At 52.0% G+C, this 25,487-nt stretch carries 29 protein-coding genes and 1 riboswitch; of the genes, 7 read left to right on the forward strand and 22 right to left on the reverse strand.

Annotation, left to right across the window (positions count from 1 at the left end; all coding sequences use genetic code 11):
- The first annotated feature begins 265 nt into the window (after positions 1-265).
- On the forward strand, positions 266-1,243 hold the full coding sequence (locus EVJ21_RS10270) for an NAD(P)/FAD-dependent oxidoreductase (RefSeq protein WP_131490433.1): 978 nt from the start codon (positions 266-268) through the stop codon (positions 1,241-1,243).
- A gap of 40 nt (positions 1,244-1,283) precedes the next feature.
- On the opposite strand, the gene EVJ21_RS10275 is transcribed toward EVJ21_RS10270, so the two are convergent.
- The gene (locus EVJ21_RS10275) at positions 1,284-2,138 is read right to left on the reverse strand and encodes a Rossmann-fold NAD(P)-binding domain-containing protein (RefSeq protein ID WP_070328762.1); all 855 of its coding nucleotides are present in this window, start codon (positions 2,136-2,138) and stop codon (positions 1,284-1,286) included.
- Positions 2,139-2,247: 109 nt separating this feature from the next.
- Positions 2,248-2,604 carry a HesB/IscA family protein gene (locus EVJ21_RS10280; RefSeq protein WP_131441440.1) on the reverse strand — a complete coding sequence of 119 codons (357 nt, stop codon included), beginning with the start codon at positions 2,602-2,604 and terminating at the stop codon, positions 2,248-2,250.
- 97 nt (positions 2,605-2,701) lie between these two features.
- Positions 2,702-2,843: riboswitch (FMN riboswitch) on the forward strand.
- Positions 2,844-3,001: 158 nt separating this feature from the next.
- Between EVJ21_RS10280 and EVJ21_RS10285 the strand changes: the two genes are divergently transcribed.
- A complete protein-coding gene (locus EVJ21_RS10285) occupies positions 3,002-3,589 on the forward strand; it encodes an ECF transporter S component (RefSeq protein WP_131463908.1) in 588 nt (195 codons plus the stop codon).
- A 111-nt stretch (positions 3,590-3,700) separates the two neighbouring features.
- On the opposite strand, the gene EVJ21_RS10290 is transcribed toward EVJ21_RS10285, so the two are convergent.
- Positions 3,701-4,912: a NupC/NupG family nucleoside CNT transporter gene (locus EVJ21_RS10290; protein WP_131490434.1), complete on the reverse strand. Its 1,212-nt coding sequence runs from the start codon at positions 4,910-4,912 to the stop codon at positions 3,701-3,703.
- Between the two features lie 199 nt (positions 4,913-5,111).
- On the reverse strand, positions 5,112-5,348 hold the full coding sequence (locus tag EVJ21_RS10295; protein ID WP_035386187.1) for a YuzB family protein: 237 nt from the start codon (positions 5,346-5,348) through the stop codon (positions 5,112-5,114).
- A gap of 96 nt (positions 5,349-5,444) precedes the next feature.
- On the opposite strand from EVJ21_RS10295, the gene EVJ21_RS10300 reads away from it, so the two are divergent.
- Positions 5,445-6,500, forward strand: a complete 1,056-nt coding sequence (locus EVJ21_RS10300) for an NAD(P)/FAD-dependent oxidoreductase (protein ID WP_131455937.1) — start codon at positions 5,445-5,447, stop codon at positions 6,498-6,500.
- Positions 6,501-6,749: 249 nt separating this feature from the next.
- Positions 6,750-8,180 carry a S8 family peptidase gene (locus EVJ21_RS10305; RefSeq protein WP_131490435.1) on the forward strand — a complete coding sequence of 477 codons (1,431 nt, stop codon included), beginning with the start codon at positions 6,750-6,752 and terminating at the stop codon, positions 8,178-8,180.
- 56 nt (positions 8,181-8,236) lie between these two features.
- On the opposite strand, the gene EVJ21_RS10310 is transcribed toward EVJ21_RS10305, so the two are convergent.
- The gene (locus EVJ21_RS10310; protein ID WP_071397900.1) at positions 8,237-8,524 is read right to left on the reverse strand and encodes a DUF1462 family protein; all 288 of its coding nucleotides are present in this window, start codon (positions 8,522-8,524) and stop codon (positions 8,237-8,239) included.
- A gap of 126 nt (positions 8,525-8,650) precedes the next feature.
- Between EVJ21_RS10310 and EVJ21_RS10315 the strand changes: the two genes are divergently transcribed.
- Positions 8,651-8,878 (forward strand): NifU family protein, encoded by a 228-nt coding sequence (locus EVJ21_RS10315; protein ID WP_016509169.1) that lies wholly within the window; start codon positions 8,651-8,653, stop codon positions 8,876-8,878.
- A 32-nt stretch (positions 8,879-8,910) separates the two neighbouring features.
- Here EVJ21_RS10315 and EVJ21_RS10320 read toward each other — a convergent pair whose 3' ends face one another.
- Entirely contained in the window at positions 8,911-9,681 is a 771-nt protein-coding gene (locus tag EVJ21_RS10320; RefSeq protein ID WP_070328756.1) for a TIGR01457 family HAD-type hydrolase, read from the reverse strand.
- A gap of 4 nt (positions 9,682-9,685) precedes the next feature.
- The gene (locus EVJ21_RS10325) at positions 9,686-10,129 is read right to left on the reverse strand and encodes a DUF86 domain-containing protein (protein WP_070328796.1); all 444 of its coding nucleotides are present in this window, start codon (positions 10,127-10,129) and stop codon (positions 9,686-9,688) included.
- 158 nt (positions 10,130-10,287) lie between these two features.
- Between EVJ21_RS10325 and glpX the strand changes: the two genes are divergently transcribed.
- Entirely contained in the window at positions 10,288-11,268 is a 981-nt protein-coding gene (gene glpX / locus EVJ21_RS10330; protein WP_070328755.1) for a class II fructose-bisphosphatase, read from the forward strand.
- Between the two features lie 37 nt (positions 11,269-11,305).
- On the opposite strand, the gene EVJ21_RS10335 is transcribed toward glpX, so the two are convergent.
- From EVJ21_RS10335 to EVJ21_RS10370, 8 genes are all read right to left on the reverse strand, one after another.
- Positions 11,306-11,983 carry a DUF975 family protein gene (locus tag EVJ21_RS10335; RefSeq protein ID WP_131490436.1) on the reverse strand — a complete coding sequence of 226 codons (678 nt, stop codon included), beginning with the start codon at positions 11,981-11,983 and terminating at the stop codon, positions 11,306-11,308.
- Between the two features lie 102 nt (positions 11,984-12,085).
- Positions 12,086-12,391, reverse strand: a complete 306-nt coding sequence (locus tag EVJ21_RS10340) for a hypothetical protein (RefSeq protein WP_131463916.1) — start codon at positions 12,389-12,391, stop codon at positions 12,086-12,088.
- A gap of 156 nt (positions 12,392-12,547) precedes the next feature.
- Entirely contained in the window at positions 12,548-12,928 is a 381-nt protein-coding gene (locus tag EVJ21_RS10345) for a YutD family protein (RefSeq protein ID WP_035386184.1), read from the reverse strand.
- A 47-nt stretch (positions 12,929-12,975) separates the two neighbouring features.
- Positions 12,976-14,322, reverse strand: coding sequence for a bifunctional metallophosphatase/5'-nucleotidase (locus EVJ21_RS10350; protein WP_131490437.1), 1,347 nt, complete (start codon positions 14,320-14,322; stop codon positions 12,976-12,978).
- 9 nt (positions 14,323-14,331) lie between these two features.
- Complete coding sequence (locus EVJ21_RS10355) at positions 14,332-15,177, reverse strand: DUF72 domain-containing protein (protein WP_131455923.1); 846 nt, start codon at positions 15,175-15,177, stop codon at positions 14,332-14,334.
- Between the two features lie 17 nt (positions 15,178-15,194).
- Positions 15,195-16,376 carry an MFS transporter gene (locus EVJ21_RS10360; protein ID WP_070328751.1) on the reverse strand — a complete coding sequence of 394 codons (1,182 nt, stop codon included), beginning with the start codon at positions 16,374-16,376 and terminating at the stop codon, positions 15,195-15,197.
- A gap of 110 nt (positions 16,377-16,486) precedes the next feature.
- Positions 16,487-17,806, reverse strand: a complete 1,320-nt coding sequence (brnQ, locus tag EVJ21_RS10365; protein ID WP_131463922.1) for a branched-chain amino acid transport system II carrier protein — start codon at positions 17,804-17,806, stop codon at positions 16,487-16,489.
- A gap of 246 nt (positions 17,807-18,052) precedes the next feature.
- On the reverse strand, positions 18,053-18,325 hold the full coding sequence (locus EVJ21_RS10370) for an acylphosphatase (RefSeq protein WP_131490438.1): 273 nt from the start codon (positions 18,323-18,325) through the stop codon (positions 18,053-18,055).
- A 92-nt stretch (positions 18,326-18,417) separates the two neighbouring features.
- Between EVJ21_RS10370 and EVJ21_RS10375 the strand changes: the two genes are divergently transcribed.
- Positions 18,418-19,800: an alanine/glycine:cation symporter family protein gene (locus EVJ21_RS10375; protein ID WP_131490439.1), complete on the forward strand. Its 1,383-nt coding sequence runs from the start codon at positions 18,418-18,420 to the stop codon at positions 19,798-19,800.
- 35 nt (positions 19,801-19,835) lie between these two features.
- On the opposite strand, the gene EVJ21_RS10380 is transcribed toward EVJ21_RS10375, so the two are convergent.
- The 7 genes from EVJ21_RS10380 to EVJ21_RS10405 form a co-directional block, all read right to left on the reverse strand.
- Positions 19,836-20,801: an L-lactate dehydrogenase gene (locus tag EVJ21_RS10380; protein WP_131490440.1), complete on the reverse strand. Its 966-nt coding sequence runs from the start codon at positions 20,799-20,801 to the stop codon at positions 19,836-19,838.
- 108 nt (positions 20,802-20,909) lie between these two features.
- Positions 20,910-21,335, reverse strand: a complete 426-nt coding sequence (locus EVJ21_RS10385; protein ID WP_131463930.1) for a DUF6678 family protein — start codon at positions 21,333-21,335, stop codon at positions 20,910-20,912.
- A 6-nt stretch (positions 21,336-21,341) separates the two neighbouring features.
- Positions 21,342-21,494, reverse strand: a complete 153-nt coding sequence (locus EVJ21_RS15385) for a hypothetical protein (protein ID WP_161566998.1) — start codon at positions 21,492-21,494, stop codon at positions 21,342-21,344.
- A gap of 384 nt (positions 21,495-21,878) precedes the next feature.
- Positions 21,879-22,253 (reverse strand): YciI family protein, encoded by a 375-nt coding sequence (locus tag EVJ21_RS10390; protein WP_131490441.1) that lies wholly within the window; start codon positions 22,251-22,253, stop codon positions 21,879-21,881.
- A 172-nt stretch (positions 22,254-22,425) separates the two neighbouring features.
- Positions 22,426-23,823, reverse strand: a complete 1,398-nt coding sequence (sufB, locus tag EVJ21_RS10395; protein ID WP_070328746.1) for a Fe-S cluster assembly protein SufB — start codon at positions 23,821-23,823, stop codon at positions 22,426-22,428.
- Positions 23,824-23,842: 19 nt separating this feature from the next.
- Positions 23,843-24,277, reverse strand: coding sequence for a Fe-S cluster assembly sulfur transfer protein SufU (sufU, locus tag EVJ21_RS10400; protein ID WP_070328745.1), 435 nt, complete (start codon positions 24,275-24,277; stop codon positions 23,843-23,845).
- Complete coding sequence (locus tag EVJ21_RS10405) at positions 24,267-25,487, reverse strand: cysteine desulfurase (RefSeq protein ID WP_071397918.1); 1,221 nt, start codon at positions 25,485-25,487, stop codon at positions 24,267-24,269. Before EVJ21_RS10405 ends, sufU begins: the two co-directional genes overlap by 11 nt.

Below are 25,487 nucleotides of genomic sequence, written 5' to 3' on the forward strand. Positions count from 1 at the left end.
CATTTCCACCTTATTTTAAAAGTTTTGTTTTCCTGAACAACTATGTTGTGTGTTTTTTCACATAGACGTTCACAATAAAGCCTAATTCTTGTTCAACCAATGTTCACAATTGCTTCCCGTTCATTGTACGACGTTTAATCCGTTTTCTCAATGAAAAAGCTTATCTTCTTGAATTTTTTTCGAAAGTATTGCATCTTTGTACTGAATGGATTTAGTTCACGTTAGACCATATAATAGAAGTACACGCTTCATGAGGAGGAATTCGATGAAATCGACGAAAGATGTAGTCATTATCGGTGGTGGTCCAATCGGACTGTTCACCGCATTTTATGCAGGTATGCGCCAACTCGATGCGACGTTGATCGAAAGCTTGCCGCAACTAGGCGGACAATTATCGACGCTCTATCCAGAGAAATATATTTATGACATCGCCGGCTTCCCGAAAGTGAAGGCCCAAGATCTAGTCGACCAACTGAAAGCGCAAGCCGATCAGTTCGAACAAGATTATCGCCTTGGCGAGACGGTCGAAACGGTCGAGCGACTCGAAGACGGTACGTTCCACATCTCGACGAACAAGGACGAGTACCATACGAAAGCGATCATCATCACAGCCGGCAACGGCGCGTTCGCCGCACGTCCGCTCGGACTGGACGGTTGTGAAGATTATGCGAACCTTCATTACTTCGTCGACAGCATGGAGAAATTCCGCGACCGTCGCGTCATGATTGCCGGCGGCGGCGACTCGGCCGTTGACTGGGCACTCATGCTCGAAGGTATCGCCAAAGAAGTCCATATCGTCCACCGTCGTGACCGCTTCCGGGCTCACGAGCATACGGTCGAACAAATGAAGGCCTCGACGATCAGCGTCTGGACGCCTTATAATATCGAATCACTCTCAGGCGCGACGCATATCGAGTCGGTCGAACTGACGGACAAAGATGGCGAATCGAAGTTCGTCGACATCGACGACTTGATTTGTAACTATGGGTTCGTCTCATCGCTCGGCCCGATCAAAAACTGGGGCATGGAGTTTGAGAAAAACACGATCCGTGTCGACTCACGAATGGAGACAACAGTCGCAGGCATCTTCGCTTGCGGTGACATCGCCACGTACGAAGGCAAAGTGAAATTGATCGCGACCGGCTTCGGTGAAGCACCGATCGCCGTCAACCAAGTGAAACAGCTCGTCGACCCGACAGCGCGTCACCCACAACATTCAACCTCGGTATTTGCCGGGAAATAAAGACTGGCCTCTCATCTGCGAACGATGAGAGGCCATTTTTTCATTTGCGGATCGTTTGAATGATGACACGGTCAATCCAATCATCGAGTTGCGTGAACACGAAGCCAGCTTTTTTCGCCTCGGCGTTCGACATGTAGTAGTCGACGTCCGTATCGTACGGGGACGACTCCCCATCCTTAATGATTTGGACCGGTTTACCGATATGCTGTCCAATTCGTTCCATGAGCGCACCTAGCGAGATGAGGCCGTCGCTCGCGGCGTTGAACGGCCCCCTCACGTCGGCACGGCCGACCCATTCCAAGAAAGCTGCCGCCTCGAAACTCGAGATGAATCCCATCAACGCCTCCGGATGATGTAATACGATCGGTTCTTCGTTCCGAACCGCGTCGACATAAAATTTTAACCGGTCGGTGTAATCATCCGGCCCTAGGACGATCGGCAACCGCACCGTCGTGACCGGGAACGAGGCCCGATGGAAGAAGTACGATTCGGCCTCTCGTTTCCCTTGTCCGTAATCGTGTTCCGCGTCAAGGTGATATTCATGATGGAGCGGATTGAAGTCGCTCTCTTTTAAAGCTGCCTCTGGCGCATAGACGGACATCGTAGACGTGAGCACATATTTCCCGACCCGGTCCATGAAGGCGTCTGTCGCAATCTTCGCCTGATACGGATTGAAACAAATATTGTCGTAGACGAGGTCATACTCGTTACGTGCGAGGTCTTTCATCGTCGCGACCGACTGACGGTCGCCTTTAATGGAGCGGATCCCTTCCGCTTCCGGCACTTGCAGCTGTCCGCGCGTGACAATCGTCACGTCGTCCCCGGCTTCAGCGAGCCGCAGTGCGAGCCGTTTCCCAAAGTAACGTGAGCCACCAAAAATCAACACTTTTCTCATCACTCCTACCCCCTTCTCATCCTTCTTCCACCAATATTCCCGTTCATTTCCTCTCATTAACATACTCACCAAAAAAGGTTGCCGAACATGTCGGCAACCCGTCTATCGTTTAGCAATCCCCGGGCGTGCCGGCGTTCGCCGCCGTCCGGAAACTCGAGCCGCAACCGCACGTCGCGATCGCGTTCGGATTTTTGATCGTGAAGCCACCGCCGAGCATCGACTGCTTATAGTCGATTTCGAGCCCGTCGACGACACCGTGGTCAGCTTCGGCGACGATGACGCGGACGCCATGATGGTCGAACTGGACATCCTTGTCCGTCTTGTCTTCATCGAACCCCATCCCGTAGGATAGGCCGGTACACCCACCGCCTTGGACTTTAATGCGTAAGAATTGGGCTTCAGGGCGTTCGGTCTGTTTCATCATATCGATGACTTGTAGTGCGGCTGGCTCTGTTAAATGAATCATCTGAACTCCTCCTCATTTATCTTCACTTCAAGTCAACTGACTTGTGATTTTGTGAAATATCTTGTATAACTAAACTGTAACAAAAAAAATTAAATCGTTCCATCTTCGGGGCAGGGTGAAATTCCCGACCGGCGGTATTGAAGACAAGTTCTTCTCAGCCCGTGAGCGAGCAAGGCGTTGCTTGCTGATTTCGTGAGATTCGAAAGCCGACAGTAAAGTCTGGATGGGAGAAGATGGCGGCATCCGACCGATATCCGGATGTTTTCTTTGGCGTGGTTTAAACGTTGATGAGAACATCTATTTCGTATGCGCGTAAACTCTCCCGATTGTTCACACAATCGGGTTTTTCTATGCGACGGGTGCCATTCATCAAGGAGCGACAAAAGGAGAGATTTTGATGAAAACAACGCGCAACAAACGATTGACAACACTGGTGACGCTATCGATGCTCGGGGCGATTTCATTCGTCCTCATGCTCTTTAACTTCCCGCTGCCCTTCCTGCCACCCTTCCTGAAAGTGGACTTCAGTGACATCCCAGCGCTCGTCGCCGGTATCGTCTTCTCACCACTCGCAGGTGTCGTGGTCGTCGCTCTAAAAAACGTCCTCTACTATGTCTTTAACGGTGGCGGCGTCCCGGTCGGTGAAGTCGCGAACTTCTTTGCAGGTGTCGCATTCATGTATCCGGTCGCTTGGTTCTACCATAAACGTAAAACGAATAAAGCGCTCGCTTCAGGCCTCGTGGCAGGTACGATCACGATGGCGATCAGCTTGGCGATTTTGAACTACCTACTCATCTTACCAGCTTACGCGTTCTTCTTCGGAATGGCCGAGATGGCCGATCCAGCAGTCAAGACGAACCTCGTCCTGTACGGTATCTTACCGTTCAACTTGATTAAGGCATTATTGATCACCGCCTTGTTCGTCCCGCTCTTCCTGAAGTTGAAGCCGTGGATCGAACGTCAACAAATGCAACTGCAAGCTTAATACACAAGCACCCAAAGGAACTTCTCCCTTGGGTGCTTTTTTCGATGCGGATAGTTACATGAACGAACAAGAGCGCCCACCGGAGTGAGCGCTCTTGTTTGTGAATAACGATTAGAGAAGAAGACCAGCGAGAGTCGCTGACATCAAGTTCGCAAGCGTACCTGCGAGAATCGCGAGGACACCCATACGTGCGATGTCGTTACGACGGTTCGGAGCCATACCACCAAGACCACCGAGAAGGATGGCGAGTGATGAGATGTTGGCGAATCCACAGAGTGCGAACGCGATCATCGCTTCTGTACGAGCTGACAACTCACCTGAACCGATGATCGGTGCGAACTCAGAGAAGGCAACGAATTCGTTCAAGACGAGTTTTTGTCCAAGGAAGCTACCGAATTGTACGGCATCTGCCCATGGTACACCGATGACGAACGCGAGCGGTGCAAACACGTAACCAAGGATCAACTGAAGTGAGAGACCTTCTAGACCGAACCAGCCACCGATTCCACCGAGAAGCAAGTTGACGAGTGCGATCAATGAAACGAAGGCAAGAAGCATCGCACCGACGTTCAACGCGAGGAACAACCCGTCTGACGCACCGCGAGCGGCCGCATCGACGAAGTTTGCTGCTTTGTTCTCTTCATCTTCTGCAATCTCGATATCATCATCCGGAGTTTCTGTTTCCGGGACGATGATTTTCGCAAACATCAAACCAGCAGGCGCTGCCATGAAGCTCGCGGCGAGCAAGTACTCAAGCGGAACACCGAGTGCGGCGTATCCAGCAAGTACCGAACCGGCAACTGATGCGAGACCACCAACCATGACGGCAAACAATTCTGATTGTGTCATTGTTGGAAGGTAAGGCTTGATGACGAGCGGTGCTTCCGTCTGACCGACGAAGATGTTCGCCGTCGCTGAAAGCGATTCTTTACGTGACGTACCGAGTGCTTTTGCAAGTGCCGTACCGAGGATACGGATGACCCATTGCATGACGCCAATGTAGTAAAGAAATGCAATTAACGAAGACATAAAGATGATGATCGGTAATACTTGGAACGCGAAGACGAAGTTGTCTCCCCCGACTGCCGTACCGAAGACGAAGCCGATTCCGGCGTTCGCCGTGTTCAAGACGTTTTGGACGCCTCCTGAGATAAATTCTAACGCCGAACGCCCTACCGATGTGAAGAGGACGAGGAATGCGAACGTAAACTGGATCGCGAAAGCGGCAAGAACTGTACGCCATTTGATGGCTTTACGGTTGGTCGAGAAGATGTAAGCGATTCCAATTAGTGCCAAAATACCAACCACGCTCATGATGTTCATTGGTGTTGTGCTCCTTTCATATTGAAAACCCGATGATTGTGTTATACCCGAATCGAGATGTGCCCTACCGTTTGAAACGCTTTCTTTTTATGTTGTTAAACGTCAGACAACCTACATTCGAACCTCTTAGAATATACCAAACCGTTTTAAAAAAAGCAACGGGTCAAAAAGAAAAAAGTTTGAGAAATCTCAAACTTTTTTACCAGGCCATCTCTTCGATTTTTTCATACACGTTCGTGACGAGTTGTTCCGGCGTCTCCCCGATCACGACTTCTCCGTCGACGAGACAGAACAAGTCGAGCGAGCAGACCCCACAGTAGCCGGTACAGCCATATTCGACGACGTCTAGGTCAGGATCGGACTCTAGTTTTGCCCGGGCGATCTGTGAACCCATCGCTAAGTTCGAGGCACAAAACTCGATGATCGGATTCATCATTTTTTTCACCGTCTTTCTTCCCCTATTGCGGGAAAATGGTTCTTCTACGAGGTATTATATCATGGTACAGTTAGAGAGTAACAAAGGGGGATTTTTATGCGCAAATTAGTCGTCTTAGGAGGCGGTTACGGGGGTATGCGTGTAATCGAACGCGTCCTCGGCCATCAGCTGAAGGACGTATCGATCACATTAATCGACCGTCTACCTTATCACGGATTAAAAACAGAGTATTATGCACTAGCCGCAGGAACGGTATCCGATCGTGACATCCGTGTCGATTTCCCGGAAGAAGTCGACTACATATACGGGCAAGTCACCGACATCGATACGACCGACAAGATGGTGTTGCTCGCAAGCGGGGAAAAAGTGCCGTACGACGACCTCGTCATCGGCTTAGGCTGCGAGGACAAATACCATAACGTGCCCGGCGCCGCCGAGTTCACGTATAGTATCCAAACGTTAGAAGAGTCACGCAAGACGCAACAAGCGATCAACGGCTTGTCGCCCGGTTCGATCGTCTCGATCGTCGGGGCCGGGCTATCCGGTGTCGAGCTCGCGAGCGAACTTCGCGAGAGCCGTCCCGATCTGACCGTCCGACTGTTCGACCGTGGCCCTTCCGTCCTGTCCTTTTTATCGAGCCGTGTCTCGATGTACGTTCAATCATGGTTTGAAGAGCATGGCGTTGAAGTCATCAACAATGCCAACATCGTCCGGGTCGACCCAGACGGTCTATGGAACCACGAACAACACTTTGCCGCTGACTTGACGGTCTGGACGGCCGGGATCCAACCGGTCGCCGTCGTCCGGAACCAAGGGTGGGAGCTCGATGGGGGCGGCCGTGTGAAACTGACACCGCACCACTACGTCCCCGATTTGCCTGACGTCTTCGTTGTCGGTGACAACGCCAGCCTCCCGTACGCACCTTCAGGTCAACTCGCCGAGGCACAAGCGGAACAAATCGTCCAAGTGCTGCTCTGCAAGTGGAAAGGCGTGGCTTATCCTGAGTTGCCGGATATTAAACTCCGAGGCACGCTCGGGTCGCTCGGGAAGAAGGCCGGCTTCGGCGTCTTCATGGGGAAACAGTCGCTGACCGGGAAAGTGGCCCGACTTCTCAAGTCCGGTATCCTGTGGAAACATAAAGTCATCAAATAATACGACCGAATCGCGAAATGGCTGCCTTGCCATCTCGCGATTTTTTTATGTGATGACAGCCGCTTACCCGTTCATCCTTCTTTGCCTTGCGCCAAAAGTCTTGTATCTCTGTCCCTGATATACTTGTCTAAATTTTCAGATTATTGATTCGATTGACATATTCTATCCGATGGAAAAACTTGTTACTCTATGAGCACGGCAGTTCGACATCATGTCATCTCGCCTACATAATCTAAAGGGGGAAATCCATTGAAGAAGATCTGTAGCACCGTCCTCGCCTCGCTTCTCGTCTTGTCAACCGTCCCACAAGCAGTAGACGCCAGTCCTGACAAGGAAAAAGAACGTGTCATCGTCGTGTTCAAACAGTCGGCGAAGAAAATCCCGCTCTCGATTGAAGGCATGGAAGTCAATCAGCAATACGCCAACATCCCAGCTGCTGCCATCGAAGTGCCGAAAGCAGCGCTGAACGGATTGAAAAACAATCCGAACGTCGCCCACATCGAAGTCGATCAGACGGTACAAATTGAGAATCAAACCCAAGACTGGGGAATTCCAAAACTGAAAGCACCCTCGGCTTGGCAGAACGGCTTCACCGGAAAAGGTATTAAAGTATCCGTCGTCGATACCGGAATCTCAGCGCATCCGGACTTGACGATTGCAGGTGGAGCGTCATTTAGCAGTGTGACGAGTTCATATGCCGATGACAACGGACACGGCACGCACGTCGCCGGGATCATCGCGGCACGTGACAACGGCATCGGAACGGTCGGGATCGCCCACGAGGCAAGTATTTACGCCGTCAAAGCGCTCGAGGCGAACGGCAGCGGTAGCCTGTCGAGCATCATCGCCGGTATCGACTGGTCGATTTCGAATCAAATGGATATCATCAACTTGAGCCTCGGAACGACGAGTCCTTCGACGACGCTCCAACAAGTCGTCGATCGGGCGAACAATTCAGGCATTCTCGTCGTCGCAGCGGCTGGTAACAACGGCCGAGCCGACGGCAGCGGCGACCTCGTCAACTACCCGGCGCGCTACAGCTCGGCCATCGCGGTCGCGGCGACGGACATCAACAACAATCGCGCTTCGTTCTCCGCTACTGGCAGTACAGTCGAAGTCGCGGCTCCTGGTGTGAACATCAACTCGACACTCTCAAGCGGCGGCTACGGTCAATTGAGCGGGACGTCGATGGCGACACCATACGTCGCCGGGAACTTGGCGCTCATGAAACAAGCGTACCCGACGCTCTCATCTTCACAGCTCCGGACGCGTCTGTCACAAGATACGATCGACCTCGGCACGGCAGGTCGCGATACACTATTCGGCAACGGACTCGTTCAAGCGCCAACGTCAGGCGGCACGTCACAACCGGTTCAAGCGCTCGCGGCGACTGTATCGACGTCTAAGTCGACATACTACGCTGGTGAAGTTGTATCAATCTCATCGACGGTACGTGATGCGAACGGTCAAGCGGTCGCGAACGCGGACGTTCGTGTGACGGTGACACAACCTTACGGCTCGACGCTCACAGGGACAGGTAAAACGAACTCAAGCGGAGCAATCACGTTCACGCTCTCGACTGGTTCTTCTTCACAACGAGGGACGTACCAAGTGAAAGCGGATGCGACGCTCTCAGGATACACGGCAAGTTCAGCGACGTCGTCGTTCCAACTTCGCTAAATCGAAAACAAGGTTGAACGAATGTGTATTCGCTCAACCTTGTTTTATGATGTCGTTTAATTCTCGTCAATCGCCGTATACACTTTACGCAACTGGACGACTCCTTCGTCGACGACTTCCCCGTTCAAGAGGACGAGCGGGTAAAACCATTCGTCTTGCTTGATCGCCTCGGCGATCTCATCGTCCGCTTGCTCGAAGTCGATGTATTCGAACTCGAACTTGCGCTCCGGATATTTCCGAGCGAGCGCACTTTGTAACCATTCATATGTCTCGACCGAGCTCGGTGCCCCGACACAGCTCGCACACTGTACTTCTGCCCCGTATACCGTGATTTTCATCGTCATTCCCCCTATTTATTTCTATTATACAAAAATCACGCAGCGCCCTTGTCACAAAACGCTCAGCGTTAAAGATTGAGAAACAATCTCAAACTTGCTAGAATGGAATAGAACCAGAAAGGGGTAGATACCATGGAAATGTTTGATCAAGTCCAAGAAGTACTCGATAAATTACGCCCGTTCTTGCTTCGCGACGGCGGTGACGTCGAACTCGTTGATGTAGATGAAGGCATCGTCAAACTTCGTTTGATGGGTGCATGCGGCAGCTGCCCGTCTTCAACAATCACTTTGAAAGCCGGAATTGAGCGCGCGCTCATTGAAGAAGTACCTGGCATCGTCGAAGTCGAACAAGTATTCTAAACAAAAAGGGAGACGTGAGTCATCCCTTTTTTTCATGCATGTGTCCATTCGTCCAAGCTCTCGACCATATAGGTCGGGAGCTTTTCTTGTTCTTGGATGAACGCCGGCCCGTGAACGCCTGAATTGACGTGCAGCGTCCGTAGCCCTCCGTTGATCCCAAACAAGATGTCCGTATGGTAGTTGTCCCCGACCATGACGACCTCGTCTTTCGTCAGACCGATCATCTCGAGGGCGATGTCGATCATGACCGGCTCCGGCTTGCCGATGAAGAACGGGTCTTTCTCCGTTGTCACCGTGAGCACGGACGTCAGCGCCCCGTTGCCCGGTAAAAAGCCGCGCTCGGTCGGGATGGCGATATCTCCGTTCGTCGAGATGAAGCGGGCGCCGGACCGAATCGCGAGCGCACCTTTCGCCAATTTCTCGTACGTGATGTGGCGGTCGAGCCCGATGACGACGTAGTCGGCTTTCGGTTCGTCCGTCACATGGAAGCCACGCTCTTCAAGCGCGATCCGGAGACCGTCTTCCCCGATCATATAAACGGTCGCCCCTGGTGTCATCTTCTCGATATAACGGGCCGTTGCCATCGCACTCGTCAAGACGTGCTCGGGCGTCACATGGACACCCATCGACACGAGCTTATCCGCGACTTGTTTCGGCGTCATCGAGGCGTTGTTCGTGACGAACAAGTACGGGAAGCCCGTCGCCTCGAGCCGGTTCACGAAGTCGACCGCTGCTTTGATCGGCTCGGTGCCCGCATAGATCGTTCCATCTAAATCAAATAAGTATCCTTTAATTAAATTCATCTAATCACTCGCTTTCCGGTAAAAATGCTGATACTGGTCCAAGTTCCACTTCTAAATAGCGGCGGACTTGCTCGGGAAATGCTGCGAACGTCTCTTTTTGACGCTCCGTCCAGGCGTCAAAGCGAGCCGAATCCGACGTGACGAACTCCCGGACGTAATAGGCACGCATCATGACGAGCTCTTTCGCCGCTTGAGCCGTCTGGGCGTCGAGCACGCGCTCGTCCAATAAAATGTCGACGATATCTTCATAACTCCCCGGATCGCGCATAATGAAGCCGTCGATCATCGAGTTGCCGACATCGATGACGCCTTCCATCAAATGCACGGCCAAACGCTCTTTCGCAAGTTCAAGTGTGAACGCGTCCCCTTCGAGCTGATCGATCCGATGCAACATCGTTTCCATATGGGCCAGCGTCTCATTGATTTTTTCTCTATTCACAAAATACATCGTCATCCCCCCTGCCCCTTATCATAATCTTTTTTCCGACTCGAGAAAAGAATCTCCCCTATTTACATCATTTATCCGATTGTGATACACTAATCCACGGATTAACACTTTAATTAGTATGTCACATTAAATAGAAATCACGTGGAGGGTTCAACACTATGGAACGAGAATTAGCGTTAGAGATCGTACGAGCAACCGAGGCAGCGGCACTGGCATCATCAAAATGGATTGGTCGCGGCCAAAAGAACGAGGCCGATGACGCGGCGACGTCAGCGATGCGCGAAGTGCTCGGTACGGTCAATATGGATGCGACTGTCGTGATTGGTGAAGGCGAATTAGATGAGGCGCCGATGCTTTACATCGGCGAACGCCTCGGTACGACGTTCGGGCCGGAAGTCGATATCGCGGTCGATCCGCTCGAAGGGACATCGATCGTCGCCAAAGGACTCGGCGACGCCATGGTCGTCATCGCAGTCGCCGATAAAGGCGCTCTCCTCCACGCACCTGATATGTATATGGATAAACTTGTTGTCGGACCGAACCTGAAAGGGAAAGTCTCGCTCGACGAACCGCTCGAGTCGATCATCGAGAAAGCCGCGCTCTATAACGGCAAACGGATCGAAGAAGTGACCGTCATCATGCAAGACCGCGATCGCCACGAACATCTCCGTCAAGCGGCGATGCGTATGGGCGCACGCGTCAAACTGTTCGATGACGGCGATGTCTCGGCCGGGATCGCCGCAGCCATCAAATCGAACCCGATCGACATCTTCATCTCGACAGGCGGCGCACCAGAAGGCGTCATCACGGCAGCAGCAGTCAAGGCGCTCGGCGGCGATATGCAAGCCCGCCTTCACCCGATGAACGAAGAAGAGACGGCCCGCGTCATCTCGATGGGCATCGAGGACCCGCTCCAACTCCTCACGATCGACGATCTCGTCAAGAGTGACGATTGCATCTTTGCCGCGACCGGTGTCACGACAGGTGAACTGCTCGACGGCGTCAAGTTCTTGACGGACGATATCGTCGAGACGACGTCGCTCGTCATGCGTTCGAAGACGAAGACGATCCGCAAAGTCGTCGCTGAACACACGTTGTCGTTGAAGCCGTACCTGAACAAACAACAAGTCGAAGCATGACAAAACCTCCGCTCAAAATTTGAGCGGAGGTTTTTCTTTAGAACCCTTGTTCCATATCAGGCGTACCGACGTGGTTCGTGCGCGGCTGATCTGCTCCTCGGAGCGAATCATAGAACGCGGCGTACGTCGTCGAGAAGTACGGATATACGTACAAGAACCCGATTCCGAGCGTGAACACGCCGACGAAGAACCAACCGATGAACGAGAGGACGAGTTTGAACGCGTCCATCTTGTGACCGTCCATCATCCGGCGCGACTCGGTAATTGCCTCGAGAGCCGACAGTTCCGGCTGATCACGTAAAATATAGTTCGTGAGCGAGTACGAGAACGCTTTGACGATTCCTGGGATCACGAGTAACAATGCCCATAAGAAGATGAACAACCCTACGAAGAACGGAGCGAGCACGTGCTTCACATAGCCGGTTTGGAACGGTTCAAATAATTTCGAGACGGCCGGCTTGTCGCCGCGTGACACGGAGAGGACGAGCCATGACCATCCGACCGTGAGCGGTGCGATCAACAACGTCAGAAGGAACGATAAGAACGATAACGTCATCTCGATAGACGTCAATGGCTCCATTGACTCTGCGTCAATCGTCGGTGCGAACGATTGGGGAATCCCGTTCAATATAACGAACAAAATCAAAATCCCGGCGAGCAGCCAGCGATTACCTGTCAACATTTTTTGTGCGTGTTGTTTCCATTGTGCTGTCATAGTATCCATCCTTTGTTTGTGTTCTTTCCTTAGTGTACGTCATTGGCCGGCAGAAGGTTTCAAAAAACACGAAAACAGGGGAAAGGTTTCTCCTTTTCCCTGTTAATATAAGATATTGCCCATAAAAAACTGCGACATCGATAGAATAAATAAGAGCACACCTGTAGCGACAACAGTCAGTGAGATCGCTTTAAACAACCGGCTTTTTAGAAATGCATTCCGATACTCGAACCGGCGAACGAGCAAGACATGGACCAACTCAAACAAAAGGACCGCGGCTGTGAAATAGAATGTCATGATACTACCTAACCCGAAGAACAGCATCGTCAGTAAGCCTAATCCTAAGTTATGGATTCGGTTATGGACGTCATCGCGATCCCCGACGGTCGTCGTTTGTACGTGTTGCATCCTTCCACCTCACTTCCAAAACCCGAACAGAAAAAGTTATCTTATATATAAATTATCACAATTTTCTTATCCCTAAACCTGTCACACCATCTTTTCACCTAAACGAAACATCTAGGAAATATATGTAATAAAAAAAGCGCTGATGTCATCAGCGCGTCATGAACCGGTCGAAGTTTCAGCTTCTTCCGCTTTATTGAATTTTCGTTTTAGTTTGAGCGGTTGTTTCGTTCCGCCGAACACAGGACCGTCTTCACTTTCATCAATCTCTGTCTCTTTCTTCAGGACGAAGAACGGACAACCAAAGTTACAATACTCATACACATAGTCCATCACATGATCGATTCGATTATCGTACGTGGCAAACTTCGACTTCACTTCATAAAATCCTTTGAGACGAAGTTGACCATGTCCCCAATCTCCGACGATGTAATCATATTTATCGAGCACATCACTATAACGAGCGATGAATGCCTCTTCGTCAAACCCGTCGCGTTTCTCTTCGATGACGGTATATCCATGGTGATTCACTCTAATCATTTTCACACCTCCACTTTCCTATCATATCACGCCCGTCGACAGTTCCCCTATCGTTTTCGGATCACATCATGACGCGCCATGATCGTTTCACGCAGCACGTCACGCAGAAGTTCCGGCATGTAGTAACGCTTCGGCTGGTCCGCCAAATACGGCAGGAGCGGACCGAACGTGAACATGTCGACCGTGGCGACACGATACGTCTGTTCAAGACCAATCTCGTTACCGCGAAGCAAGTAGCGGCCTTGTTTCAATTCAAGACCGTGGACGATCGGTTGTCCGAGCACCGTCCCGCGAAAGCCGAGCCCACGCACGTGCATCGTCGTGAACGGCTCATCATGAACATCGCTCAAGAAACGAAGCAACGTTGCGCCGTCGAGTGTCAACAGACATGGGTTGATCGGGTGCGGACAGATGCGATGGAGCATATTGAGCGTGACTTGTCCGGGTGCCAACCCTTCAAGCAGGATCCCCGATGGAAGGATGCTTACTTCGGCATCACACCAGTCCATTAATCCGTCCGCCAACAACTCCGCAATCGGAGATGGTCCGAACCAATCGCTCACATAGCCTGGCGTGGCGGCAATCGTCACGTCAAGCAAACTCTCAGCTTGTTCATACTCGAACCGCAACGCCCGTAGCGTGTCGTCGTCCTGAACGTGATCTGTCAAGTCATGGAGACACGCCTTCTTCTCTACGACTTGGCCGTCCCGAAGCGTCAACTCGACTTCTCCGACGTATTGCCCGTACTTCCCGGCCTGGGCGATCAATACCCCGTTTTTCATGACACCGTCGTCTAACACGTGATGCGTATGCGCCCCGAGGATGACATCGATGGCCGGGAACGCTTCGGCGAGTCGCTCGTCGGCGTAGAAACCGAGGTGACTGAGCGCGATGATGACGTCACATCCTTTGAGTTCCTCGAGTGCCCGAGCAGTCGCCGTCAGCGGTGATTCAATTTGCCAACCGAGTTCAGGATACAGCTCTTCATACGGTGCGGTCACGCCGAACAGACCGACACGCACACCGGACCGCTCGAGGACGAGCGTCTCCGTCGCCCAGTCCGGTCGCGTCCCGTCCGCTTGATAGACGTTCGCGAGCAAGACGGGGAACGTCGCATCCACATAGAGCGAATCGAGCCAGTCGTGCGGAAACGTGATGCCTTCGTTGTTGCCAATCGTCACGGCCGTCGGATTGAGCCGATTGAGCAAGCGGACGTTCACTTGCCCTTTCGTCACTTCCGTCGCCGGGTGTGTTCGATCGGCATGATCGCCGAGGTCGAAGACGAGCGTGTCCTCATGTCGGTGTTCGTTCAAAAAGGAGACAAGTTGGGGCCAATTATGAAATTTTGAATGCAAGTCATTGTAGTGAAAGATTTTAATCGTACGCACGGCCATCCCCTCTTCCTAAAACAGGCTGATTTGGCTCGGGGCGAGCTCATACTCGGCACCGAGAATCTCAATCAAACGTTTCGCGTTCGGTGCCGCATCCCCGGCCGAGTTGTTGTTGAAATAGACGTAGACCGACTTGGCATCTCGTTCGAGTGCCCGGCACGCCGTCGCAAGTTCTTGCAGTTCATCCTCACTGTATCGATACAAGCAGCGGACGTGACGCCACTCTTGGCTCGTCATCCCGGGTTTGCGGAGCCACCCTGCCGTATTGCGGCCGTGCAGTCGGACGACTGCGACTTCCGGGTTCGTGACGACCGGGACGAACGGGATGCTGCTCTCTTTCGTCTGAGGTTCGTCGCACACCGTGTTGATGAAGCGTTGCTCGGTCAAGAACGCGAGCGTCCGGTCGCGAAATGCTTCCGAGAACCACGTCGGGTTCCGAAACTCGACGGCGATGTCATAGTCGATCAGCTCCGCTCGAATCGTCCGCAAATAGTCGAGATGCGGCTTCGAGACGTCGAACCACGGCGGGAGTTGGACGAGGACGGCCCGAAGTTTACCCGCCTGTTTGAGCGGCTCGACCGATGTCCGGTAGCGCTCGAACAGTTCGGCGAGCGGCAGCTTTGGTTCACGGTCGTGACCGCTCATTTCCCTGGAAACTTTGACGACGAACTGAAAGCCGTCCGGCGTCTCACGATTCCATTTCTCATAGTTTTTCACAGGTTGGATCGCATAGAACGACGAGTCGACCTCCACCGTCGGAAAGTGCCCGGCGTATGTCGACAGTTTGTGCTTCCGCTCTTCCGGGGTCGTATAGAGCAGGTCGTGGTCTCCCCAACCGGTCACACCGACATAAATCATCGTGTTTCCTCCTCACATTATTGTTCGAACGATGTCTCCGCGTTTCGCTTTGACCAATTGAGTGTCCCGCTGAACGTCACGAGCAACAAGACAAGTCCCATGATGAACGGATAGCGCATGTCGATATCGAAAGCGATCCCGGCAAGCGTCGGCCCGACGATATTACCGATACTCATATAGGCGTTGTTCATCCCCATCGCGAAGCCTTGTTCTTTATCTGCCATCTTCGACACAAGCGTATTCAACACCGGACGAAGAATCGAGGTCGACAAGAAGATGATGAGCGTGATTGCGAAGAAAATCGCATACGATCCCGCGAACAGCGAGAACAAGAAGCCGAGTGCCGCGAGCATAATGAAGATGAGCACGACTTTGATCTCACCGAAGAGCGAGACGAGTCGGTCGACGGCAAACAGCTGAACGATGACACTGACGATCCCCGTACCTGTGATCATGACGGCAATTTCTTGCGGCGTCGCACTGAACGTCTCACTGACGAACAATCCGAGCACCGACTCGTATGCCATGAGCCCAAACGCCATGACCAAGTTGATGACGAGCACGAAGAAGTACGGCTTTCGAGTCGACGACAAGAGTTGCCGTGGCAGCGATTCGGTCTCGTTCGTCCGGACGTAAGCTTCCCGGTCCGGTTCTTTCAATAGAATGATCGATGAGATGACGGCGACGAATGAGACGATCGCCGACAAAAGCAGCGGTGCCTTCAGCCCGAACTCGGCGACGAAGCCCCCGATCCCTGGTCCGATGACGATCCCGAGCGACATTGCCGCGGAAATATAGCTATTTCCTTTCGCCCGTTGTTTGAGCGTCGTAATGTCGGCCACGTAAGCAAAGATGGCTGGAATGAGCAATGCGGCCCCGACTCCGCCGATGGCGCGCGAGATCAGTAAGACCGTCAAATTGTCCGATAAGTAAAAGACTGCCATCGAGATGGTGAAGCCGATGAGCCCTGAAATGATCATCAGCCGGCGACCGTAGACGTCCGCCCATTTCCCCGCGATCGGTGACATGAGCAACTGCGCCCCGGCAAAGACCGAAATCATCAGTCCGGCGGCGGTACCGCCTTCACCTATCATTTTTAAATAGTCGGGAATGATTGGAATGATAATCCCGAATCCTGCTACAGCGATGAACATGTTCAGCATGAGAATCGCCAATTGTTTCTTTTGTTTTGTCGTCAACGTACGTCACTTCCTTTTCATCTATTCATTTTACTTGTTGATGAATGGAATGAGCAAACGATAAGACAGCAAAACACCCATCCTGGACCAGAGGATGGGTGTCGTTGTGATTATGAGATGCGTGACTCGGCGAGTGATCCGCTCGACCGCTGTTTCGGTAAGAACAGTGTGACGACATAAACGATCAACGTCGGAACTGCCCAGGCGAGCCCGATCTCAGCCATCGGCAAGTTCGTGATCCATGCAGTCACGGCTGTTGGAGCCAAGCCTTGTGCCGTCTCGAACAACGAGAACACGAGCGCCGTGTAAACGGTCGCCTTCATGGCGACTTGCGGGTTGCGTTGAATCCGTTCCGTGACCGAAACGAGCACGAGTGCGATCATGACCGGATACAAGAGCGTGAGTAACGGTATCGCGATTTCAATCAACGTACCGAGACCGACGAGTGAAATCAAGTAACCGAATAACGTTGTCCCGATGACGACTTGGTAGTACTTGAGCGACTCGAACGTGTTACTCATGAACCGTGAAAACTCACTGATGAGTCCGACGGCTGTCGTCAAACAAGCAAGGAAGACCGCTGCCCCGAGTGCGAGCATGCCGACTTGACCGAACGATGTACCGGCAAACGTTTGAAGGAGGCTTGCTCCGTCAGTCGTTCCCGTGACACCCGTCATGTTCGCTCCGATCGATGCGAGCGAGATGTAGACGAGCATCAAACACGTGACGGCAAGCAATCCCGATGTCCGGAGAAGCGATGACGCTTCTTTTTGATCCGACATCCCGTTCGCTTTAAGCGTGACGAGAACGATTGCACCAAAGACGAGTGCCCCGAATACGTCCATCGTCAAGTAACCTTGTTTAAAGCCTTCACCGAGTGCCCCGAGCCACGTCTCATACCCTGCTGCCGGCGCGACCGGTGAGCCGAGCGGAGCCACAAGGTTTGTGATCCCGATGCCAGCGAGCAAGACGAGGAGGATCGGCGTAATGATCCGTCCGATGATCTCGATCAATTTTTGAGCGCGGAGCGTCAAAAGGAACGTCAAGCCGAAAAAGACAGTTGAACTGATGGCGAGTGTGAACGTTGACGGCGCACCGAGGAACGGCACGACTCCCATCTCATACGTGACCGCTGCCGTCCGAGGAATCCCGAAGAACGGTCCGATGGCCACGTACATTAATCCCGTCAAAAGGAGTGCAAGACGCTTCGGAATATACTGGGCGATTTGATCAGACCCTCCACCGACCCGCGCGACCGCGAACAAGGCGAGTAAAGGAAGTCCGACGCCGGTAATGACGAATCCGACTAGGGCTGGGAACAGGTTCTCACCTGCCAACGCTCCTAGCATCGGTGGGAACAGCAAGTTCCCGGCTCCGAAGAATAATGCGAAAATCGTAAACGCTAACGGGAATAATGTTGATTTTTTCATACAACTACCTCCACATACATTGTAGTACCTTCCGTGTTGAACAAATTCCGACTAAATGACTAAATTTTCTGACAATAAAGCGCTTGGTCTATTCCATTATACACACTATCCTTTTTTTGACCACCCTATCTTTAAAAAAGATGTTTATTTTTCTGAGAAGTAGATTTCCATATAAAAAAAGCTCCCTCTTTTTACAACAGGAGCCTACTTGTCAACCGAATTCATGACATCTTTTCAAAAAAATAGTCAATAGCGGATATCGAATTTACGGTACGATGCTTCCGCGATATCCGTTTCTTCGATCTGTTCGACGCCGACGAACCGATTGCCGTCATAGAGCGCTCGTTTGAACGATGCATAGTCGGCCTCGTCCCCTTCGACGTGGATTTCGACCGTACCATCGCTCAAATTCCGGACCCATCCCTTTAGATTCGATTCGATTGCGGTCGCTTGACAAAAATAGCGAAAGCCGACCCCTTGGACGCGTCCTGAGACGATCAATTGTTTAGCCAGTTTCATGCGTATTCTCCTCCTTCATATGAAATAACAGGTTTAGCGAGACGCTGCTTAGGTAACACTATATAAATAAAATACTGATTAGGAGTGGTGATGTGGAACAGATTGTGAATATCGTGACGTCGTTTTCGAATTGGCTATGGGGAGTCCCAATCATCTCCCTGCTCGTGTTATCAGGTCTTTACTTGACCATCAAATTAGGATTCTTCCAATTCCGATACCCGCTCTACATAGTTCAACAAACGTTAGGAAGCGTCTTTAAAAAACCGAAAGGCGAAGGCGACATCAGTCCTCGCCAGGCGTTGACGTCGGCGTTATCGTCGACGATTGGTGCCGCCAACATCATCGGTGTCCCGGCCGCGATTATGTTCGGGGGACCGGGCGCCATCTTCTGGATGTGGGTCATCGCCGTCGTCGGGATGGCCATTAAGTTCTCAGAAAGTGTCCTCGCCGTCCGTTACCGCGAGAAAAATGAAGCCGGCGAATTTGTCGGCGGCCCAGTCTACTATATGGCCAAAGGGCTGAAGTGGAAATGGCTCGCCTCATGGTTCGCGTTCGCCCTCATGATCGAGCTCATCCCGAGCATCATGGTCCAAGGCAACGCCGTCAGCTCGGCCGTCCGTGAGACGTTCAACGGCGACACGCTCATTACCGGGATTATCGTCGCCGGACTCGTCGCACTCGTCGTCTTCGGTGGCATGAAACGGATCGCTAAAGTAACAGAAATCATTGTTCCAGCGATGGCACTCGTGTACGTCGGAGCCGGTTTCATCATCGTCTTGATGAACTTCTCGCAAATCCCTGACGTTCTCGGTCTCATCTTCTCGTACGCGTTCCAACCGATGGCCGCGCTCGGTGGATTCGCCGGGGCAGCCATTGCTGAGACAATCCGTTGGGGTTTCGCCCGCGGACTCTATTCGAACGAGGCCGGTCTCGGGACGGCGCCGATTGCGCACGCAGCCGCCCAGACCGATCACCCGGTCCGCCAAGGTTTCTGGGCCGTCATCGGGATCGTCATCGACACGCTCATCATCTGTAGCACGACCGCGTTCGTCGTCTTATCGTCTGGTGTTTGGACGCGTGAAGGCGCGATGAGCGACCCGGCCGCACTCACGACAATCGCTTTCCGTGAATACTTCGGGTATACGGGCAGCCTGCTCGTGACGATCTCACTCATCTTCTTCGTCTTGTCGACGATCATCGTCATCATCTTTTATGGTTCACGCCAAGCCGAGTACTTGTTCGGTTTGACGGCCGGTAAAGTGATGAAAGTCGTCTATATCGCCTCGATCGTCATCGGTTCGATCGGTGGCGCCCAGATGATTTGGAACTTCCTTGACTTCATGCTCGCGATGATCCTCATCCCGAACATGATCGCCGTATTGATGCTAAGCGGTGAAGTGAAGCGACTGACGACTGAATTCTTCTCGTCTGAAAAATATTACAAGAAAGACGTCGCCGAGAAAAAGGCGTCGTAACAACGAACCCGGCTGCAACGGCAGCCGGGTTTTTGTTATGAACTTGTCTCGATTTTGTCAATCGCCTGGCGAATCCGTCCGACCGAGGCGTCGAACTGTTGTTGCTCCTCAGCCGTCAAGTCGATTTCGATGATTTGACTGATACCGCTCCGGTCGATCAAGGCAGGTACCCCGATATGGAGGTCGGAGGCGCCGTATTCACCGTCGAGATGGGCACCGATCGTCACGACCGTGTTTTCGTTCCGGACGATGGCGCGGACGATGCGCAGCAGGCCGAGACCGATCGCGTAATAGGCCGCACTCTTATAGCCGATGATCTGGTTCGCCGCATCGCGTACTTCTTGATAGATGGCATCTAGGTCCTCTTGGCGATACGACTCATTGTCTGCGAGCAATTGCTTCATCGACTTGCCATAAATCCGGGCGTTGTCCCAGGCGACGAAACCACCGGCACCATGTTCGCCCATATAATAGACGTGACAGTTACGCGACGACAAGTCGAAGTATTCGCCGAGCTTATAACGCAGACGTGCCGTATCAAGCACCGTCCCTGAGCCGATGACGCGGTGTTTCGGCAAGCCGGACGCTTTCCAGGCGACGTGGGCCATCACATTGACCGGGTTCGTCGCGACGACGATGATCCCGTCAAAGCCGCTCGCCATGATTTGTTCTGTGACGTCACGGACGACGACCGCATTTTGCCCGGCGAGGTCCATCTGTGTCTGCCCGAGCTTTTGGGCGGCTCCTGCCGTGATGATGACGATATCGGCGTCACGACAATCCGTGTAATCCCCTGCCCAAATCCGAACCGGGCTCGGTGCGAACGAGATGCCGTGGTTCAAGTCCATCGCCTCCCCTTCCGCTTTCGCGTGGTTCGAGTCGATCAAGACGAGCTCTTCACAAAGTGCCGCCATCGATAATTGATAAGCAAAACTGATGCCGACCCAGCCGGCACCGACGACAGCGATGCGGGTAATGTCTTTTGGATCAATTGTTTCCATTCAATCATTCCTCCCTAAAAACAGTCTCTCTTTTAGCATACCCGACTCTTAGCTGTTTCACGACAATAACTAAACAATCAGTATATACGAAATAAATACAGAATTACGCTATGCATCAAGTTTCGGTTCAAATATTCCCGTATCTCGAACATAGCCAAAAATTTGAATCATTTCATTGTCCTGTATGAACGGGATTCGTTCTTTCGTTAAAATAGATATAAGTTCATCGGTCATATCACATACGTCTGGTTCGACGATAGCTCCCTTATAGACCAACACCTTTGGTCGCAATCGAATCCATTCGATTGAAGAGGTAGGATAAGGAAATCCATCATCCCAATCACCTGATTCATAAGCCGTCTTCGATAAAAACTCAGGATCAGGTGTGTCCTCTAATACATATTTGATTTGATAAGGAGGTTCAAATAGGAATGTATTTGCTACCGCTCGCCTCAGTTCCTCCCACTTTGTCTTGTTCATCACCGATGTCAATTGCCGCTCTTCTATTTCTTGTAACTCTTTTTGTCGGTCCATCGCTGTTCATCCTTTCTCACATGCGAGTTCTAAGCGCTTGATTGCCCGCAACACATCTTCACGGTTGTGCTTTTGCTTCATCCACTTGGGCAAGCGACTCTCAATACTGCGGTTCACGCCGTCGCTTGTCCGAACACTCGCTTCCACGTACTGTCTCATATACGCGAGGTGCTCCTGATTATAAGCCCATAGGACATGACCACAACAACCAGTTTGCAGATAGAGCGGCAATCTGAAATGTACATCGAAAGCTCCGCCGATGTATTTCGTACCGCTCTGCTTCATTTGTAGATAACCGCACTGAAAACAGCTCAAGCGTACCTCATTAGCCTTCTCCATAACGTCCGCTCGTCCCCCACAACGTGGACAAATCACGACCATCTGACCCATGAATGTCTCAAGTTCTCTGCTCTCTAGTGAAAATCGATTTGTCACGTCATCGCCTCCTCATTTCATTATACAAAAAACCAGCGAAACTAAGCTCACTGGTCAAGGTAGTAGACTATTAAATCAATGGTTACATCTCAAACTTGACGAGACCGTTCACTCTCTTTCCCAATAATAGTGAACCGGCCGAATTTCAATCCTCCAGCCTAACGATTCCGCTTCGGGCACTTGGGTCGTCGGATGGATGGAAGCGATTCTGACTGCGTCCTCCATATCCAACGCTTCAATCAAAAAAGTACTTCCTACTACTTCCTTCGACTCCGAGACTGGTCCATCCGTTATCTTAATCTGATCAGCATGACGCTTGATTTCTTTCATACTTGCTTCAAGTCCCAAATCGAATAAAACCTGTCCACTCGCATAAAGCTGTTGTAAATATGGTTCACACGTCGCCATGATTTGATCGATTTCTAGGTCGGTCTTTTCATTCATTTTTTCAGCATTGAAATATCCTGTCGCCAAGAACATCATTTGACCTTCTCCTCTCGGATTTATTTACGCTCATTTGCTGTTTGAAGCATATTTCACTACTCTATTCCCTCTTTACCGTTTACATAGATAATATGGAAAATCATCTTAAAACCCCATAAAAAAGACGGTCGACATGATTTCATGTCAACCGTCTTCCTCAATCTATTCAGGATTATCCGATCGAACCTTCCATCTCAAACTTGATGAGACGGTTCATTTCGACCGCATATTCCATTGGCAATTCTTTCGTGAACGGCTCGATGAAGCCCATGACGATCATCTCGGTCGCTTCTTCTTCCGAGATACCACGGCTCATGAGGTAGAAGAGCTGCTCTTCTGACACTTTCGAGACTTTCGCTTCGTGCTCGAGCGAGACTTGGTCGTTCAAGATCTCGTTGTACGGGATCGTGTCCGACGTCGACTCGTTGTCCATGATGAGCGTGTCACATTCGATGTTCGAACGGGCACCTTTCGCCTTACGGCCGAAGTGGACGATTCCGCGATACGAGACTTTTCCGCCTTGTTTCGAGATCGACTTCGAGACGATCGACGACGACGTGTTCGGTGCGAGGTGAATCATCTTCGCCCCAGCGTCTTGGTGCTGCCCTTTACCGCCGAGTGCGATCGAGAGCGTCATCCCACGTGAGCCTTCACCTTTTAAGATGACGGCCGGGTACTTCATCGTGAGTTTCGATCCGATGTTGCCATCGATCCACTCCATCGACGCGCCTGCTTCACAGACGGCACGCTTCGTGACCAAGTTATAGACGTTGTTCGCCCAGTTTTGGATCGTCGTATAGCGGCAGTATGCGTCTTTGTTGACGAAGATCTCGACGACAGCTGAGTGAAGCGAGTTCGTCGTGTAGACCGGTGCCGTACATCCTTCGACGTAATGGACCGAAGCGCCCTCGTCGACGATGATGAGCGTCCGCTCGAATTGACCCATGTTTTCCGAGTTGATCCGGAAGTAGGCTTGGAGCGGTTGCTCGAGTTTCACACCTTTTGGTACATAGATGAACGAGCCACCTGACCAGACGGCCGAGTTGAGTGCCGAGAACTTGTTGTCCGTCGGCGGGATCAATTTCCCGAAATACTCACGGAACAAGTCTTCGTTTTCTTTCAAAGCAGTGTCCGTATCTTTGAAGATGACACCTCTTTCTTCGAAGTCTTCTTGCATGCTATGGTAGACGACCTCTGACTCGTACTGAGCCGAGACACCTGCCAAGTATTTTTGTTCCGCTTCCGGGATTCCGAGCTTATCAAACGTCCGTTTGATTTCTTCAGGAACCTCATCCCACGAGTGTTCCGTCTTCTCAGACGGTTTGACGTAGTACGTGATCTCATCAAAATCAAGTGACGTGAGATCGCCGCCCCATGTCGGCATCGGCATCTTGCGGAACTGTTCGAGTGATTTTAAACGGAACTCGAGCATCCATGCCGGTTCTTCTTTCATGTTCGAGATCGTTTCAACGATTTCTTTCGTCAAGCCGCGGCCTGAACGGAAAATCGAGATGTCTCGATCATGGAAGCCATATTTATAATCGCCAACGTCTGGCATGTTTTTCGCCATATCGGTCTCCTCCTTCTACTTACGCTTCCTCGTCGACTCCCTTTTCAAGCGCTTTCCACGCGAGCGTGGCGCACTTGATGCGAGCCGGAAACTTTGAGACACCAGACAACGCTTCGATGTCGCCTAGGTCGAACGTGTCTGTATCGTAGTCTTTTCCTTGGACCATCTGTGAAAAGATGTTCGCCAATTGGAGCGCTTCGTCTACAGACTTGCCTTTTACGATTTGAGTCATCATCGATGCCGAGGCGAGACTGATCGAACAGCCTTCCCCTTCGAACTTGGCATCTTTCACGATTCCGTCTTCGACTTGAAGTTGGAGTCGGAGTGAATCCCCGCACGTCGGGTTGTTCAAGTCGATCGTCACGCCATCTTCGATGACGCCACGGTTTCTTGGGTTTTTATAATGATCCATGATGACTTGTCGGTACAACATGTCGAGATTGTTAAAACTCATAATTGAAATACTCCTTCGTTTGACGTAACCCTTCGATGAAGCGATCGACTTCATCTCGTGTGTTATACAAGTAGAAGCTCGCTCGGGCAGTCGATGATTGCTTCAGGAGGCGCATGAGCGGTTGGGCACAGTGATGACCGGCCCTTACCGCGACCCCTTGCATATCCAAGACGGTCGCAAGGTCGTGGGCGTGGACATCGTTCAAGTTGAACGTGACGAGCCCTACGCGCTCCTCAGGACCGAAGATCTCGATTCCTTCGATCGTACGCATCTGTTCGATGGCGTACGTCACGAGCGCCCGTTCGTGCGCCTCGACATTCTCGAGACCAAGGTCTTCTAAAAAGTCGATGGCGGCAGCCAAACCGACCGCACCGGCGATGATCGGCGTTCCCGCTTCAAAGCGGTACGGGATATCTTTCCACGTCGACTCATACAAGTCGACGTAATCGATCATCTCACCGCCGAACTCGACCGGCTCCATGTTTTTAAGCAGCTGTTTCTTCCCGTATAAGACACCGATCCCGGTCGGACCGAGCATCTTATGGCCAGAGAAGGCAAGGAAGTCACAATCGAGCGCTTGGACGTCAAGCTTCCGGTGCGGCGCGCTTTGCGCCGCATCGACGACCATGACCGCGCCTTTTTCGTGGGCGAGTTGCGCCACTTCCGCGATCGGGTTAATCGTGCCGAGTACGTTCGAGACGTGGCTCATGGCGACGATCTTCGTCCGGTCCGACAACACTTCCCGCACCGCGTCGAGCGTGATCCGGCCGTCTGGTGTCATTTCGACGTAACGGAGTTTCGCACCTGTGCGTTTGGCGAGCTGTTGCCATGGAATCAAGTTCGCGTGGTGTTCCATCGGTGTGAGAACGATCTCATCTCCCGCGCTGACGTTGGCGTCCCCGTAACTTGAAGCGACAAGGTTGATCGCCGTCGTCGTCCCACGCGTGAAGATGATCTCTTCCGGTACTGAGGCGTTGATGAATGAACGGACACGCTCCCGCGCCCCTTCATACGCATCCGTCGCGTGCGTGCCGAGCGTATGGACGCCACGGTGCACGTTCGAATGGATGCGGCGATAGTAATCCTCGATCGCCTCGATGACAGCAAGCGGTTTTTGGGAGCTCGCCGCGCTGTCGAGATAGACGAGCGGATGGCCGTTGATTTCCTGATCTAAAATCGGGAACTGTTTACGAATCGAGGCATCAATCAT

The sequence above is a fragment of the Exiguobacterium sp. SH0S2 genome (assembly GCF_004337185.1).
Classification (GTDB): domain Bacteria; phylum Bacillota; class Bacilli; order Exiguobacteriales; family Exiguobacteriaceae; genus Exiguobacterium; species Exiguobacterium aurantiacum_A.